General features: G+C 69.9%; 14 protein-coding genes and 1 pseudogene. 6 read left to right on the top strand and 9 right to left on the bottom strand.

Annotated elements, in window-relative coordinates; genetic code table 11:
- Positions 1-439: 439 nt before the first annotated feature.
- Entirely contained in the window at positions 440-1723 is a 1284-nt protein-coding gene (tyrS, locus tag KO481_RS36375) for a tyrosine--tRNA ligase (RefSeq protein WP_215923057.1), read from the bottom strand.
- Positions 1724-1871: 148 nt separating this feature from the next.
- Between tyrS and KO481_RS36370 the strand changes: the two genes are divergently transcribed.
- Complete coding sequence (locus tag KO481_RS36370) at positions 1872-2441, top strand: anthrone oxygenase family protein (RefSeq protein WP_215923056.1); 570 nt, start codon at positions 1872-1874, stop codon at positions 2439-2441.
- Positions 2442-2518: 77 nt separating this feature from the next.
- Positions 2519-3505 (top strand): AraC family transcriptional regulator, encoded by a 987-nt coding sequence (locus tag KO481_RS36365; RefSeq protein ID WP_215923055.1) that lies wholly within the window; start codon positions 2519-2521, stop codon positions 3503-3505.
- A gap of 119 nt (positions 3506-3624) precedes the next feature.
- Here KO481_RS36365 and KO481_RS36360 read toward each other — a convergent pair whose 3' ends face one another.
- Complete coding sequence (locus KO481_RS36360; RefSeq protein ID WP_215923054.1) at positions 3625-4035, bottom strand: DoxX family protein; 411 nt, start codon at positions 4033-4035, stop codon at positions 3625-3627.
- 136 nt (positions 4036-4171) lie between these two features.
- Positions 4172-4840 (bottom strand): FadR/GntR family transcriptional regulator, encoded by a 669-nt coding sequence (locus KO481_RS36355; protein WP_215923053.1) that lies wholly within the window; start codon positions 4838-4840, stop codon positions 4172-4174.
- 217 nt (positions 4841-5057) lie between these two features.
- On the opposite strand from KO481_RS36355, the pseudogene KO481_RS36350 reads away from it, so the two are divergent.
- A pseudogene (locus KO481_RS36350) lies at positions 5058-6380 on the top strand (2-isopropylmalate synthase); the annotation flags it as partial.
- A gap of 19 nt (positions 6381-6399) precedes the next feature.
- Here the strand turns inward: KO481_RS36350 and KO481_RS36345 are convergent.
- The 4 genes from KO481_RS36345 to KO481_RS36330 all read right to left on the bottom strand — a co-directional run bounded on the left by KO481_RS36345 (position 6400) and on the right by KO481_RS36330 (position 10073).
- Positions 6400-7041 carry a DNA-3-methyladenine glycosylase gene (locus KO481_RS36345; protein WP_215923052.1) on the bottom strand — a complete coding sequence of 214 codons (642 nt, stop codon included), beginning with the start codon at positions 7039-7041 and terminating at the stop codon, positions 6400-6402.
- 76 nt (positions 7042-7117) lie between these two features.
- On the bottom strand, positions 7118-7336 hold the full coding sequence (locus KO481_RS36340) for a DUF3761 domain-containing protein (RefSeq protein WP_308166920.1): 219 nt from the start codon (positions 7334-7336) through the stop codon (positions 7118-7120).
- A gap of 354 nt (positions 7337-7690) precedes the next feature.
- Positions 7691-8608 (bottom strand): RNA polymerase sigma-70 factor, encoded by a 918-nt coding sequence (locus KO481_RS36335; RefSeq protein ID WP_245402024.1) that lies wholly within the window; start codon positions 8606-8608, stop codon positions 7691-7693.
- A 286-nt stretch (positions 8609-8894) separates the two neighbouring features.
- Positions 8895-10073, bottom strand: a complete 1179-nt coding sequence (locus tag KO481_RS36330; protein WP_215923049.1) for an NAD(P)/FAD-dependent oxidoreductase — start codon at positions 10071-10073, stop codon at positions 8895-8897.
- A 241-nt stretch (positions 10074-10314) separates the two neighbouring features.
- Here KO481_RS36330 and KO481_RS36325 point away from each other — a divergent pair, with 241 nt between their 5' ends.
- Positions 10315-11031 (top strand): DsbA family oxidoreductase, encoded by a 717-nt coding sequence (locus tag KO481_RS36325; RefSeq protein ID WP_215923048.1) that lies wholly within the window; start codon positions 10315-10317, stop codon positions 11029-11031.
- Positions 11032-11052: 21 nt separating this feature from the next.
- Here the strand turns inward: KO481_RS36325 and KO481_RS36320 are convergent, their stop codons facing one another.
- On the bottom strand, positions 11053-12249 hold the full coding sequence (locus tag KO481_RS36320) for a low temperature requirement protein A (protein WP_215923047.1): 1197 nt from the start codon (positions 12247-12249) through the stop codon (positions 11053-11055).
- A gap of 85 nt (positions 12250-12334) precedes the next feature.
- Positions 12335-13192, bottom strand: a complete 858-nt coding sequence (locus KO481_RS36315; protein ID WP_245402023.1) for a LysR family transcriptional regulator — start codon at positions 13190-13192, stop codon at positions 12335-12337.
- Between the two features lie 98 nt (positions 13193-13290).
- Here KO481_RS36315 and KO481_RS36310 point away from each other — a divergent pair, with 98 nt between their 5' ends.
- Together KO481_RS36310 and KO481_RS36305 are read left to right on the top strand one after the other, a co-directional pair.
- Complete coding sequence (locus KO481_RS36310; RefSeq protein ID WP_215923045.1) at positions 13291-14313, top strand: nitronate monooxygenase; 1023 nt, start codon at positions 13291-13293, stop codon at positions 14311-14313.
- Between the two features lie 28 nt (positions 14314-14341).
- Positions 14342-14914 (top strand): type 1 glutamine amidotransferase domain-containing protein, encoded by a 573-nt coding sequence (locus KO481_RS36305; protein ID WP_215923044.1) that lies wholly within the window; start codon positions 14342-14344, stop codon positions 14912-14914.
- Positions 14915-15000 lie beyond the last annotated feature (86 nt).

Below are 15000 nucleotides of genomic sequence, written 5' to 3'. Positions count from 1 at the left end.
CGCCAGCCGGAAAATAGCTGACAAAAATGTCCGACACCCACACGGGGGTGTAAGCGCCGGAACCAAAATAAATATTTGGCACTGACATTCATCGACACACTATTGAGTTCTCAAAGAACACACGCACTGAAGATCCAGCCGGAATTGCGTCCGACATTCTCTTGAGGCAGATTTCCCAGCCTAACCGCTCTAAACCCCAGAGTCAAGCTCCGGACCTAGATCAGTTGCGCATGCCGCCAGGCGCTCTCCGTCCTACCTCGTTTCCCTGGCCTCTCGGCCCCGGGTCGGTGTCCGTGTCGCTCTGACTTGGAATAAGTTACGTGTCGGAGAACGCAACGTCAAATCCCCAAGACAGCTGGCGTTTGCGCAGGTCAGCGCCCCAGGTTTAGCGCCCTTGCGGACCTGGGTCACCCGATTGTGACCCAGGTCTCGCAGGCCGTCAACGCCCGGCGCGACGAACCCCGGCGAAATTCTTCTTCCCGCGCCGCAGCACCAGCCACTGTCCGTGCAGGTAGTCGCCCTCGCCGGGGGTCCACTCGGGATCGCTGATCCGGGCATTGTTCACCGACACCCCGTTGTCGTTGACGGCCCGGCGCGCGGCCCCGCGGCTTTCGGAAAGCCCGGAATCCACCAGCAGGTCCACGATCGTGGCGCCGTCGGCTGTGACGGCGACCTCGCTGTCGGTCGCCGCCTCGGTCAACGCGGCGGACAGGGTCGCGGAATCCAGTTCGCTCAGATCGCCCCGGCCGAACAGGGCCTGGCTGGCGAGCTGCACCGCGGCGGTATTCGCCGCGCCGTGCACCAGCGTGGTCATCTCCGCGGCCAGGCGTCGCTGCGCCTCGCGGGCGTGCGGACGTTCGGTCGTGGCGAGCTCGAGCTCGGCCAGCTCCTCGCGGTCCAGGAAGGTGAACCAGCGCAGGTAACGGATGACGTCGGCGTCGCCGGTGTTCACGAAGTACTGGTACCAGGCGTACGGGCTGGTCATCTCCGGGTCCAGCCACAGGCTGCCACCGCCGGTGGACTTGCCGAACTTCTTGCCGTCGGCGGAGGTCACCAGCGGCGTCGTCAGCGCGTGCACGTGCGCGCCGTCGACGCGGCGGTTCAGCTCGACACCCGCGATGATGTTGCCCCACTGATCCGATCCGCCGACCTGCAGCGTGCAGCCGTGGTTGCGGCGCAACTGCAGAAAGTCGTTGGCCTGCAGCAGCATGTAGCTGAACTCGGTGTAGGAGATGCCCTCGCCGTCCAGGCGCCGCTTGACCGTCTCCCGGGACAGCATGACGTTCACCGAGAAGTGCTTGCCGATATCGCGCAGGAAGTCCACGGCCGACAGCGGCCCGGTCCAGTCCATGTTGTTCGCGACGATCGCTCCGGTGGGCGAGTCGTCCAGGTCGACGAACCGCGACAGCTGCCCGCGGATCCGCTCGGCCCACTCGGCGACGGTGTCGGTCGAGTTCATGACCCGCTCACCGACGTCGCGGGGATCGCCGATCAGCCCGGTCGCGCCGCCGGCCAGCACCACGGGCCGGTGGCCCGCCTGCTGGAATCGCTTGAGCGTGAGCAGCGGAACCAGATGCCCCGCGTGCAGGCTGGCCGCGGTCGGGTCGAAGCCCGAATACAGGGTGATCGACCCCTTGGCGATGTCGGCCCGCAGGGCATCCAGATCGGTGGACTGTGCGATCAGTCCACGCCAGGTCAGCTCATCGATAATGTCCACGGTCACGCTTACTCATCTTTCCGCACGTCCACGGCCCGCCCGCAGACAGGTCCGATGGCGTCGGGCCGAAACGAGCGATGAGTTGGACGCCGGCGTATGGATCCGAGCGTCGAGACCATGTGCCGTCGCAGTCCGGGCGACTGTACTGAGAACCATGACAACGCATTCCGCTCCTGTTTCCCCCGCCCGCCCCAACCCTTTCCGGGCGATCGACCCCGCGACACACATCCCCGGTCGCGCATCGGTCGCCACCCTGGCCGTATCCACGGTCACCACCGGGCTGCTCGCCGGTGTGTACTACGGCTTCTCCATCGCGGTCATGCCGGCGCTCGCCCGGGTGGACGACCGCACCTTCGTGGAGGTCATGAACAAGATCAACGTCGTAATCGTCGGTCCCGCCTTCATGGTCTCGTTTCTCGGATCCGCGCTCGGCGCGACGGCCGCGGCGATCGTGCTGCGCCGGGATCGGCGGCTGCGCCGGTGGGTCTGGCCGGGTGCGGTCCTGTCCGTGGCCGGGTTCCTGATGACGGTCGCCATCAACGTGCCGCTCAACAACCAGCTCGCGGCCGCGGTCGATCTCGACACCGCCCGGCACCACTTCCAGTCGCTGTGGGTGCCTGCCAACAATGTTCGCGCCGTGCTCACCACGCTGAGCTTCGCGGCCCTGAGCGGTGCGCTCGTCGCGGTGTGGCCGAAGAAGGCCCGCCGCACTGCGTCGTCGTGATGATCCGCCGCATCGTCTCGATCCCGGCGCGGCAGGTCCGGGTTGATCGGCGCCGTCCGGTGGGCGATTGTCGAGTAATGGATGCGCTTGCCGATCTACTCGACGGCCCGCGGGCGCGTGGCGCCTTCGTCATGCGTTCGCTGCTGGATCCGCCCTGGTCCCTGCGGATCGCCGATCGGGCACCGCTCACCGTGGTGGTCGTGACGCGCGGATCGGCATGGATCCTTCCCGACAACGATCCGCCCGCCCGGCTCGAGGCGGGTGGCGTGGCGATTCTGCGCGGACCCGATGCCTACACCGTCGCCGACGATCCGGCCACGCCGCCCGAGGCGGTGGTGCACCCCGGGCAGACCACGACGACTCCGGACGGCGAACCACTGTGCGAGACATGGGATCTGGGCGTCCGCAGCTGGGGCACCAACCCGGACGGCGCGACCGCCCTGCTGACCGGAACCTACGAGGTGGCCGGGACCGTCAGCGACCGGCTGCTGCGGGCGCTGCCGGCGCTGGCGGTGCTGGACGTTGAGGATGTCGACCCTCGACTGTTCGGCCTACTGGCCGACGAGTCCGGGCGGGACGATCCCGGGCAGTCGGCGCTGCTGGACCGGCTGCTGGACCTGCTCACGATCGCCGCGCTGCGCGCCTGGTTCGCCCGGGCCGAGGCGCCGCGCTGGTACCGGGCCTACGCCGATCCGGTGGTCGGCCGCGCACTGCGACTGCTCGAGCACAATCCCGCCACGGACTGGACAGTGGGCGAGTTGGCCGCCGCCGTCGGCGTCTCCCGGGCCGGGCTGGCCCGGCGGTTCACCGATCTGGTCGGCGAACCGCCCATGACGTATCTGACCGAGTGGCGGCTGGCACGGGCGGCGGATCTGCTGCGCGGCACGGATGCGACCATCGAATCCATTGCGCGGCAGGTCGGTTACGGCACCGCTTTCAGTCTGGGCGCGGCCTTCAAGCGGCGGTACGGGGTGAGTCCTGGCGTGCATCGGCGCGGAGCGAGCGGGGAAGCGAGCGAGGCTGAGTCACGGGCCGCCGCGTCGGGCGCCGAACCGCGCGCATAAGCGCGAGGACGCACGCTTCCGCGGCCGCACACCCGCTTCCCTGCCGTTCTCACCCAACGCTCCGCACACGCGAATTCCGCCGCTCCCCCTCGGAAGCGGCGAAATGGTGGCGCGTGTGCTCAGCGGAAGGTCAGCGAGAAGCTGGCGCGACGCTGCCACGCGATCGTCGCGAAGATCGCGGCCAGGACCAGCGGGAAGATCGCCATCGCCGGGGCGTGCAACAGGAACGCCTGGGTGCACGCGGCGAGCACGGTGGTCACAGCCAGGCCGGTGGCGGCGGCCGCGGTCAGCCGCGGGATGAGCAGGCCGATGCCGCCGGAGACCTCCGCCAATCCGGCCAGGTAGCGGAGCCACTGGCCCAGGCCGATCTGCTGGAAGACGTGCACGGCGGTGGCCTCTCCCACCAGCTTGGGCAGGCCGGAGGCGACGATGAAGAAGACGCCGAGCAGGATCTGCACGGTCCAGAGAATGCGGTTACGGACCTTGCCGGGGGCGACGGTGATCTGGGCGGGGTGGGCGGTGGCGGTCATGATGGTGTCCTTCAGGTAGCCGATGCGGTGTCGAGCGCGCTTGCCCGATAAGACGCGGCGGGTCCCGAAAACTCATCGCCCGCGCCGGAATTCGACACTTTCGGCAGGTCATCGCCCCGATCGGCGCGGAACAGCGCTAGGTGAGCGTCTCCTTCAGGGCGGACAGATGGATGCGGCTCGCGGCGGCCGCCGCCACCGCATCGCGCTTGCGGACCGCGTCCAGCAACACCTCGTGCGCGAGATGATCCGCGGACGGATCCGGCAGCGGGCGGATGCGCAGCATGTCGACCATGGCGTGCCGCAGCCGCGGGACGAAGGCATCGAACATGCCGGCGAGCACGTCGTTGTGGGAAGCGGCCACCACCGTGCGATGGAAGGCGGTATCGGCGTCGACGAGTTCCTCGACAGAGTTCCCCGCCTCGGCGCGCGCGGACAGGGCGCGCCACATGGCGCGCAGATCGGCGGGCGTGCGCCGCGCCGCGGCCAGCGCGGCCCCCTCGGCCTCGATGGCGATGCGCGCCTCGAGGACGGTGACGATGTCGGCGCGGCGCAGAACCGCGTCCCAATCCTCGGTGATGTCCAGCGCGGTGACGAAAACGCCCGCACCCTGCCGACTTTCGAGCACCCCCTTGCCCGCGAGTTCGCGAATCGCCTCGCGCAGCGTGGACCGGCCCACGCCCAGCTGGGCCGCCAGGGTGGTTTCCCCGGGGAGCTTGTGCCCCAGCTGCCACTCGCCCGCGCGGATCCGGGTCAGGAGTAGTTCCGCTGCCTGCGCGGCGAGCGGGTACCGCTGCACGTGCGCCAAAACTCGTCCACCTCTCTACTTGTCTGAGGAGTTATCGCCGTCTAGTCTATGCCACATGGGATACCGGGGCCTGCTTCTCCTTTGCTGCCGCAGCGGGGTCTGATCGACCGGCACCCCGCCCGCGGGTTGCAGGGCTGCGCCGGTCGTCCGACCACGCGAAAGCCTTTCGAACATGTCGAACGCTCCCCTGACCTGGAATCGCCAGCACCCCTCCGTCATGCCATCGCACAGATATCGCGATGTGTACCAACGTGTTTCGATACCACTCACCGACCGCCGCTGGCCCGCCAACCGGATCGCCGCCGCCCCGCTGTGGGTGCCGGTCGACCTGCGCGACGGCAATCAGGCGCTGGCCGAACCGATGGATCCCGCACGCAAGCGCACGCTCTTCGAACTCATGGTCGCCATGGGATACAAGGAGATCGAGGTCGGCTACCCCAGCGCCTCGCAGGCCGACTTCGATTTCGTCCGGCTGCTGCGCGAGGATCCCGCGCTGGCGCCCCCGGACGTCACGATCGTGGTGTTCACCCCCGCCCGTCGCGATCTCATCGAGCGGACCGTCGCGTCGGTCGAGGGGATCGCCAACGACGTGGTGATCCACATGTACACCGCGACCGCGCCGATGTGGCGTGATCACGTCCTGGGCCGTACCCGCGCCGAGGTGGCGGAGCTGATCACCGCGGGCGGGCGCGACATCCTGGAGCTGGCCGGCGACCGGCCCAACGTCCGATTCCAGTTCTCGCCCGAGGTTTTCAACCTCACCGAACCGGATTTCGTTCTCGAGGTGTGCGATTCGATGACCGAGCTGTGGGACGCCACGCCGGAGCGGCCCGTGATCCTGAATCTGCCCGCGACCGTGGAGGTTGCCACGCCCAACGTCTACGCCGATCAAATCGAGTACATGCACCGCAATCTGGCCCGCCGCGACGGGGTGATCCTCTCGGTGCATCCGCACAACGACCGCGGCACCGGAATCGCCTGCGCGGAACTCGCGGTGCTGGCCGGTGCACAGCGCGTGGAGGGCTGCATCTTCGGCAACGGCGAACGCACCGGGAATGTCGACATCGCCACGCTCGCACTGAATCTGCACGCCCAGGGCATCGATCCGATGATCGACTTCTCCGATATCGACCAGGTCCGGCGCACGGTCGAGTTCTGCACGAGAATGCCTGTGCCCGAACGCCATCCCTACGCGGGGGATCTGGTCTACACCGCGTACTCGGGGACGCATCAGGACGCGATCCGCAAGGGCTTCGACGAACACCGCAAGCGCGCCGCCGGCCTCGGCACCGACGAGGGCGAGATCCCTTGGCAGGTACCGTATCTGCCGATCGACCCCGCCGATGTCGGGCGCACGTACGAGGCGGTGATCCGGGTGAATTCCCAGTCCGGCAAGGGCGGCATCGCCTACGTGCTGGAGACCGAGTTCGGCCGGAAACTCTCGCCCGCACAGGAGCGGGAATTCGCCCGCCACGTGCAGCGGTACACCGATCGCACCGGGACCGAGGTGTCGACGCAGACGCTGTGGACGTTGTTCACCGAATGGTCGCGGGAGGAGGTCACGGCCGGTTAGGCATGGTGGACGGCTCATGCGCGCGGCGCGGGGCGCGTGGACTGCGCCGATACGCGGAAACCGCCGCCGATTCCCGCAGCCAGAACCGCCAGGGCCGATCGGCGGCCAGGCTGACCCCGACGCGGGGGCCGACGGCGATCGCCGGATCGGCGATCTCCTCGCCGAGTTCGAGTCGGATCGCCGATTCCGGATCGAACAGCCGGGTTCCGTAATCGTCCAGGATGATTCCGAGCGCGCTGCCGAAATTGCCGGGCCCCCTGGCCAGATCGGCGTCGGTGCGGGCGGCGGGCCGCCGGGCGCGAACGATCTCGTGCCCGGCGATCACCTCCCCCGCACGCAGCAGGACCGCGCTGGCGGTGCCGTCCGGCCCGCTGGTCACGTTCACGCAGGTGTGCATCCCGTAGCTGAAGTAGACGTAGAGCACCCCCGGCGGCCCGAACATCACCGCATTGCGCGGCGTGCGCCCGCGCCCGGAATGCGCCGCCGGATCATGCCACGGCCCCGCCGGATCCCCGCCGTACGCCTCGACCTCGACGATCCGCACCCCTACCGGACCCGACCACAACGTCGCCCCCAGCAGCCGCCGCGCGGCCACCACCGGCTCGACGGCAAGTTCCTCCGCACACACAACACCCCATTCTCCAGGACGCCGTGCGGGCGCCACCCCCGGGACATGGCCGCGGCGAGTTACCGGCCCTCTGGCATCACGGCACGGACACCAGCCATTGCGCGACGCCCTCGTGGCCGGAGCACGCGCCGCGGCGGTGCCGGGTGAAGCTGTAGTCGCCATCGCGGCAACGCGCGGTCGCTCCGGCCGGAACGGCGTCGCCGGGCACGGGTTCGGGCCGCAGCACGCAGTCGCCATCAACGTTCTCGTATTCGTTTGCGGCGCAGGCGATCGGAACCGGCTCGGCGATCGCCACCGGCGTAGCGGCCGGCGTACCGAGACCTGCCGCTATTGCGAAGACCCAGGGTGCGAAGACGATTGCGCGGAGCGTCCGGCGATGCGATCGCCTCGAGTCGGTGGTCATGCGTGAAACTCCCTACCGCAGTGCGACTTCCGGCCGCTGCCGGAAGTCCGACCGTAACCCCGTCCGTGGCACTGCAGACCCCGTCACCGGCGGTCGAGGACGTTCGGCCTGGAATTCGATGACCATCGACCCCATTGTCCGGCGAGAATTCGCCATCTCATAGGGGCCAGGGGCAGGAAACGGACCGGCAGCCGGGTACCACCACCCAAGCTTTTACGAATCGAGTGGGATTCCTTGCGACGCTTGCTATTCCACTTCTCGCCGCAGGCCCGCGAGCTTGTCGGGATTCACTTGGAAGCGGATGTTCAGGATGGCGCCGTCGAGGATGTCGTAGGTGAGGGCGCCGAGGGGGTGGTCGCCGATCAGGACGAGCAGGCCCAGTTCGCCGTTGATCTCGGCCGGTTGCAGGTGGGCGCCCGCCGAGGACGGCTTGGCCATCGCGCCGAGCATCCAGCGGGCGACGTGGTCGGGGCCGAACAGCGGGCGGCGGGCGGCGGTGATTTTGCCGCCGCCGTCGTTCCACAGCGTCACATCCGGGGCGAGCAGTTCCATCAGGGCGTTGACGTCGCCGCCGTGCGCGGCCGCCAGGAACTTCCGGGTGATCTCCCCGCGCGTTGCGGAGTCGGAATCGCAACGCGGGCGGCGGGATTGGACGTGATTACGGGCGCGGTGGGAGATCTGGCGCACCGTGGCCTCGGGGCGGTCGATGAACCCGGCGATCTCGGCGTGCGAGAAGCCGAATACCTCGCGCAGCACGAAGACCGCGCGTTCGACGGGGGTCAGGGTCTCCAGGACTACCAGCATCGCGGTCGAGACGCTGTCTGCCATCTCGGACTCCTCGGCGGCGGTGGGCTCGGTGAGCACGGGTTCGGGAAGCCAGGGCCCGATATAGGTTTCGCGGGTCGCGCGGGCCGAGGTGAGGCGATTGAGGGCGAGATTGGTGACGGTCCGCACCAGATAGGCGCGCGGGTTCCGGACCGCGTCGCGGTCGGTGCCGTTCCAGGTGATCCAGGCGTCCTGCAGCACGTCCTCGGCGTCGGTCACGGTGCCGAGCATCCGGTACGCGGTGCCGAACAGCAGGCGGCGGTGCTCGGCGAACGGGTCGGCGAGTGAATCATCCTGCGGCTCGGTAGATTCCGGGTCGCCGGGGGTGATGTCCTGCATGCGATCCATCCCTTCTGGTCGAGACCTCGGCGAACCAGCCACTCGGCGAGCGGTTTCGCGATGTCACGACACACGTCGACCGCCCTGGCATGCCCGGCACGGTAATCCTGCGAAAGTCGATCGAGATTACCGTTCGAACCAACCGTCCGGTACTCGTGTTGCCTGCTCACGAAATCCGCGCACGGAACACCGGTCGTCGTCCCCTCCACCTTCGGTCCGGATTCCGCACGCCGCGGCGAACGCGAGTCGGCGCCCGGCACGCCGAATCCCGGTGTTACGCTACGCATCAGTCGAGCGCCTTGTTGGCGCGGCCACCGCGCGAGAACTGCACCGTCATGTTCGCGTGCCGGCTCATCCGGAAAGTCGGCCACGGGCTGCTGCTCACCGATTCCTTGTACATGACGGCCGCGCGACCCTTCAGGTACCAGCGCCGCGGCGTGTCGTCGGCGGCGGTGAACTGAATGACCGCGTCCTTGCGGCCGAGGCTCACCGGCTGGTGGATGTAGCCGAATCGGAAGGGGCGCACGGTCTTTCCGCGCAGCTGCCGGGCGATGCTGTCGGCGACGTATCCGGCACTCGCCATCCCGCTCTGGCAGGTGCCGTGCAGCTCGCCCCAGGTCTGCCGGACGGCCGCGGCGTCGCCGACCGCGTAGATCTCGGGGTGCGAGACCGAACGCAGGGTCGGATCGGTGGCGATCAGGCCGCGCTCGTCGACGGCTATCCCCGAGTTCGCGGCCAGCGGCGAGACCGCGAAGCCCGTCGTCCACAGGGTCAGATCCGAGGGAACCAGGTCGCCGGTCTCGAGCCGCACGGCGTCGGGCAGCACCTTGGTCACCTTCGTGCCGACGTGACGCACGATGCCCAGGCGATCCAGGGCCCGGTTCAGGTGGGCGCGCGGCTTGTCGCCCATGCCCGCGCCGAGCTCCTGCGCGCTGATCAGGGTAAGGACCAGGTCCGGGTGTGATTCGGCGATCTCGGTGGCCGCCTCGATGCCGGTGAGGCCGCCGCCGACGACGGTCACCGTCCCGCGCGCCGCGGCGATCTCGGTCAGGCGGACCGAGAGCCGGCGCGCCACGCGGGGATCGTCGATGGTCCAGGCCTGGTCCGCGCCGGGGACGCGGGTGGTGTCGGTGCGGCTGCCGATCGCGTAGACGAGGGTGTCGTAGCGCAGGGTGTCGCCGTCGTCGAGGGTGACGGCGCGGGCATCCGGGTCGATGGCGACGGCGGCGGCCCGGCGGAACTCGACGCCGGTGCCCTGCAGCAGGCCGGGAATGTCGCGGTGGGCCAGTTCCTGACCGGCGGCGATCTGATGCATGCGCAGCCGCTCGGTGAATCGCGCGGACGGGTTCACCAGGGTGATCCGCACGTTCCGGCGGCGGGTGCGGTGGGCCAGCCGGACGGTGGCCAGCATGCCGGTGTAACCGGCGCCCAGGACGACGATCTCGTGTGGTGCGGTGGCGTTCATGATGCGCTCCTGAATCGGTGGGTGGGAGTTCGGCCATGGGACAAATCAGCCCGCCGATCCGTGACAGCCGACTATGTGATGCCCGTCACATCACCTGGGCGCGGCCGCGTACCCGCCCGTGACCTCGAATAACCGATCCGCTCGCGGCGCCGGGACGGGATGTGGCGGCGATCGCATCGCGGAACAGGACTCCCCGGTTCGCAGTTGTCCCTACGGGAAACGCGAATCCGAAAGAGGTGACATGGCCGTACAGGTGGAGATCTGGACCGACATCAACTGCCCGTTCTGCTATCTGGGCAAGCGGCGCTTCGAGCAGGCCCTCGACGGCTTCGAGCACCGCGACGACGTGCGGGTGGTGCATCGCTCGTTCGAGCTGGATCCGACGCTGCCCGCCGATCACACCGGCCCGGTCGTCGCGCACATCGCGGAGAAGTACGGCATCAGCGAGGCGCAGGCCGCGGCCAACGAGCGCGGCATCGGCGCGCAGGCCGAGGCGGTCGGGCTGCCATACCAGGTCTCCGGCCGCGACTTCGGCAACAGCTTCGACATGCACCGGCTGCTGCACTACGCGCTGGCCCACGGCGCCCAGGAGGAGCTGCTCGACGCGCTCTACCGCGGCAACTTCGCCGAGGACGCGCCGCTGTTCGGCGACCGTGAGCGGCTGGTCCGGCTCGCGGTCGAGGCCGGGCTGGACGAGACCGACGTGCGCGCGGTACTCGCCGATCCCGAGGCCTACGCCGACGCGGTCCGCGCGGACGAGCGCGAGGCCGCCCGGCTCGGCGCGAACGGCGTGCCGTTCTTCGTCTTCGACCGCAGGTACGGCGTCTCGGGCGCACAGCCGCCCGAGGTCTTCGCCCAGGCGCTGGAGCGCGCGTGGTCGGATCAGGCGCCGGTGCTCGAAGTGGTGGGCGGCGCGGATGCCTGCGGCCCGGACGGCTGCGCGCTGCCCGAGCGCTGAGCACTCCCGGCGGGCGCGGAATCAGTTGTCGCGCAGGGTAATCCGAATCACCATCGAGGCCGGGCTGGCGTAGGCGCTCACGGCCCCGGCCCGCAGCGCGGCGATGTCGTCGGCGATCACCGCGGCGAACGCGACGGCCACCAGCACCCCCAGCTGTCCCCATGCCACCCAGGCGATCCCGATCGGCGCGGTCGCCAGCGCCGCGAGCGCGGCCAGCACCCGCGACCACGGGCGGTGCAGCCCCAGCGCCGTGCGGAACGCCGCCTGCCCGGCGAAATACAGCGCGACGCCGCCCGACAGCGCCAGCGCCGCCGGCCACCCCACCGGCAGGTTGCCGTGCGCGATGCTCAGGCGAAGCCCGGCGCTGGTCAGGATGACGCCGATGAGCAGCGGATACAGGGCATAGCCGTAGGCCACCGCGGCGCGGCGCGCCCGCCGGGGCACCGGGGTCGCGCCCAGCGCGGCCTCACCGGCCTCGTCGTCCAGGCCGAAGTACGACCACCACATGACGTACGCCAGGCTCAGTCCCAGGGCGACCATCGCGACCAGGCCGACGGTGATCGGTTCGCCCGCCAGTCCGGCGCCGATCGCGACCACCGATTCGCCGACCGCGATGATGATCACGAGCCCGTGCCGCTCGGCGAAATGGCTGGGCCGGATGCGGAATCCGGCGACATTCACCAGGTAGGGCGCGACGAGCTGCAGCGCGAAGGCCAGCGCCCAGAGCAGATACCGGGGCCAGCCGTCGCTGATCCCGCCGATCAGCACCAGCACCGCGATCGCGGCGTTGACCGGTGCGATGCGCAGTATCGCGGAGGTCGCCCCGCGCCCGCCGTTCGCGTAGAACAGCCCGGTGTGCACGAGGTTGACCACGAAGTAGCCCAGGCCGAAGGCCAGGCCGGAGCCGGTGAACGCCTCCGGGATCGCCAGCGCGATGACGAAGAAGCCGAACATCCCGACCAGCAGCCAGCTGCGGCGCGCCGAACTGCTGGGCGCGACCTCGTTGGTCAGGAAGACGTATCCGCTGTACATCCACCAGATCACCCCGAACATCAGCACGACCCGCCCGAATGCGGGCCAGCCGGAATGCAGCCCGAAGACCTGGGCGAGCTGGGTGATGGTGAAGACGAACACCAGATCGAAGAACAGCTCGAGGGTCGAGGCGCGCACCTGCCCGCCCTCGGCGGCGTCTACCGGCTCGGCCTCATCGTTGCTCACCTCGCCGACAGTAAACGACGCGAGCCACCGGCGACCAGGCGCTGCCGAGCCACGACGTGAGCTGCGTCGCGGCATGAGCATCCGGTCAGTGCGCGAGCGCTGCCTCCACGAAGCGGCGCAGCACCGGGCCGTTGGCGGTGGGCAGAAAGGCCAGGGACACCGGGATCTTCGGGGCGCCGGTGATCGGCACGAATCGGACGGAGGGATGGATGTGACGCTGGACCGCGACGTCGGGGACGACCCCGATGCCGCGCCCGGCGGCGATGCTCTCGATCCATTCGTCGAAGTTCGCCGTCTCGACGATGGTGGCCGGACCGTCGCCGTCGGGCCACGACCAGGGGCCGGTGGTGCCGCTGACCGTGTTGACCACCAGCGGCCACTCCGGAATCTCGGACCAGTCCACCGCGGACTCGCCGGCCAGCGAACAGCGCTCGGAGCAGACCGCGACGCGGGTTTCCTCGAACAGGCGCACGACGCGCAATCGCGAGTTCGGCACGTCACCGCGCACCAGCGCGACGTCGACCTGCTCCTGCTGCACCGCGGCCAGCGGATCGTCGGTGCGGACGAGGTCCACCGAGCTGCCTGTGGCGTGTTCGAAGCGCGCGACGGTGTCCTGCGCCCACGGCGTCGGCAGCAGCCAGCCGAAACCGAGTTTGACAGTGCCCTGCCGCCGCGCCGCGCCGACGGCCCGATCCAGTTCGGCGAGCACCCGCACCGAGTGCCCCAGGAATGCTCGCCCCGCCTCGGTCACGGCGACGTGGCGCGTCGAGCGGTCCAGCAGCGTTACCCGCAGCAGGTCCTCGAGCTGGCGGACCGTCCGGCTCAGGGCGGGCTGGGTGATCATGAGTTCCTGCGCCGCATGCGTGAACGAGGCCAGCCGGGCTACCGATTCGAACGCGCGCAGGTGCCGTATCTCGAGGCCCTGCGGCGTGTCCTCATCCATGCCTGCGGAGCATAGCCGCGGCCCGGCAGGCATTTCACAGCGGAACCGCGCATGCCTAGCGTGGAACTCGGAGGAAGACAACGGAAGGGCGGTCGACAATGCACAGCTCGCTTGCGGATCTCGGGGTGCGATTGCCGGTCCTCGCCGCGCCGATGGCCGGTGGCGGGACGACCCCGGCGATGGTCGCGGCCGCGGCGAAGGCCGGGGGGCTCGGGTTCCTGCCCGGCGGGTACCGGACACCGGACGCTTTCGCCGAACAGCTCGCGCAGGTGCGCGCGCTGGGTGTGCCGTTCGGAGTGAACCTGTTCGCCCCGAACCCGGTGCCGGCGGATCCGGACGACTACCGCCGGTACCGCGCGCAGATGCAGCAGGAGGCGGACCGGTACGGCATCCGCGTCGACGAGATCGAGATCACCGAGGACGACGACCACTGGCGGGACAAGCTCGATCTGCTACTGGTCGAACCGGTTCCGGTCGTCAGCTTCACCTTCGGCGTGCCGGACGCCGCGGTCGTCGCCGAGCTGCGGGCGGCCGGGACGGTGGTGGCGCAGACCGTCACCTCCGCCGCCGAGGCGCTGGCCACCGACGCCGACCTGTTCGTCGTGCAGGCGTCCGCGGCGGGCGGGCATTCCGGCACGCTGACCCCCGACCGGATCCCGCCCGCGGTGGCGTTGCCGGAGCTGCTGGCCGAAGTCGGTGCGGCCGTGCGGGTTCCGCTGATCGGTGCCGGTGGCGTCGCGACGCCGGAGGCCGTCGCCGCGGCGCTGGCCGCCGGAGCCACCGCGGTCGCCGTCGGCACGGTACTGCTGCGTTCGGACGAAAGCGGTGCGTCCCAGCCGCATCGGGACGCGCTGGCCGACCCGGCGCGACGCGAGACCGTCGTCACGCGGGCCTTCACCGGCCGCCCGGCGCGCGGCCTGCGCAACGAGTTCACCGATGCCCACACCGCCGATGCCCCCGCGGGTTATCCGGCGCTGCACCACCTGACGAGCCCGCTCCGCAGAGCGGCGGTGCAGGCGAAAGACCCTGAGCGCGTGCACCTCTGGGCGGGTACCGGCTACCGGCACGCGACCGCCGAACCCGCCGCCGACATCCTCACCCGGCTCGCCGCACAGCAATAAGACCGACCACCAACGAAGGAGAATTGTCATGGCCAACATCGTGGTCGCCACGCCCGGCGGCGTCGTGCCCACGGTGGACGCGGTGAGCCTCACGCCGGATATGGCGGGCGGCGCGGACGAGGCGGCGAAGTTCACCGCGGTGCTCCACGATGCCGACGAGCTGCGCCACCCGATCTCGCTGTCCGACGTCCAGCTCGACGGCTACGACGCGGTTTATTATCCCGGCGGCCACGGCCCGATGGAGGACCTCTGGCGGGACGCCGCATCCGGCGCGTTGCTGAACGCCGCACTCGCCTCGTGCCGCCCGCTCGCGGTGGTCTGCCACGCGCCCGCCGCGCTGCTGGCCACCCGCGACGAATCCGGCCGGTCGCCCTTCGCCGGCTACCGCGTCACCGCGTTCACCAACGACGAGGAGAACGCCGTCGGCCTCGGTCCGAAGGCGAAATGGCTGGTCGAGGACGAGCTGAACAAGCTGGGTGTGCGGTTCGAGCGTGGCCCGGCATGGGAGCCGTACACCGTGGCCGACCGGAACCTGTACACCGGTCAGAACCCCGCCTCGGCCGCTCCGCTGGCACAGCAGGTGCTCGAGACCCTGCACTGACACCCTGCCTCCGATCGCGTCGGGCGCCCCCCCCCCGGGGGGGCCGCCCGGAGGGGGGGCGGGGGGGGGGGTGGGGGCCCCCCCGG

This window comes from Nocardia albiluteola (genome assembly GCF_018860155.1).
Lineage (GTDB): Bacteria > Actinomycetota > Actinomycetes > Mycobacteriales > Mycobacteriaceae > Nocardia > Nocardia albiluteola.
The sequence above is the reverse complement of the archived record's forward strand: the minus strand, read 5'-3'. Positions and strand labels throughout refer to the sequence as shown.

Bases quoted from the DNA above. Each gene is read 5' to 3' on its own strand.
- KO481_RS36315 (WP_245402023.1), bottom strand. From the start codon at position 13,192: ATGGATGAGGACACGCCGCAGGGCCTCGAGATACGGCACCTGCGCGCG.
- KO481_RS36310 (WP_215923045.1), top strand. From the start codon at position 13,291: ATGCACAGCTCGCTTGCGGATCTCGGGGTGCGATTGCCGGTCCTCGCC.
- KO481_RS36335 (WP_245402024.1), bottom strand. From the start codon at position 8,608: ATGCAGGACATCACCCCCGGCGACCCGGAATCTACCGAGCCGCAGGAT.
- KO481_RS36305 (WP_215923044.1), top strand. From the start codon at position 14,342: ATGGCCAACATCGTGGTCGCCACGCCCGGCGGCGTCGTGCCCACGGTG.
- KO481_RS36360 (WP_215923054.1), bottom strand. From the start codon at position 4,035: ATGACCGCCACCGCCCACCCCGCCCAGATCACCGTCGCCCCCGGCAAG.
- KO481_RS36325 (WP_215923048.1), top strand. From the start codon at position 10,315: ATGGCCGTACAGGTGGAGATCTGGACCGACATCAACTGCCCGTTCTGC.
- KO481_RS36370 (WP_215923056.1), top strand. From the start codon at position 1,872: ATGACAACGCATTCCGCTCCTGTTTCCCCCGCCCGCCCCAACCCTTTC.
- KO481_RS36330 (WP_215923049.1), bottom strand. From the start codon at position 10,073: ATGAACGCCACCGCACCACACGAGATCGTCGTCCTGGGCGCCGGTTAC.
- KO481_RS36365 (WP_215923055.1), top strand. From the start codon at position 2,519: ATGGATGCGCTTGCCGATCTACTCGACGGCCCGCGGGCGCGTGGCGCC.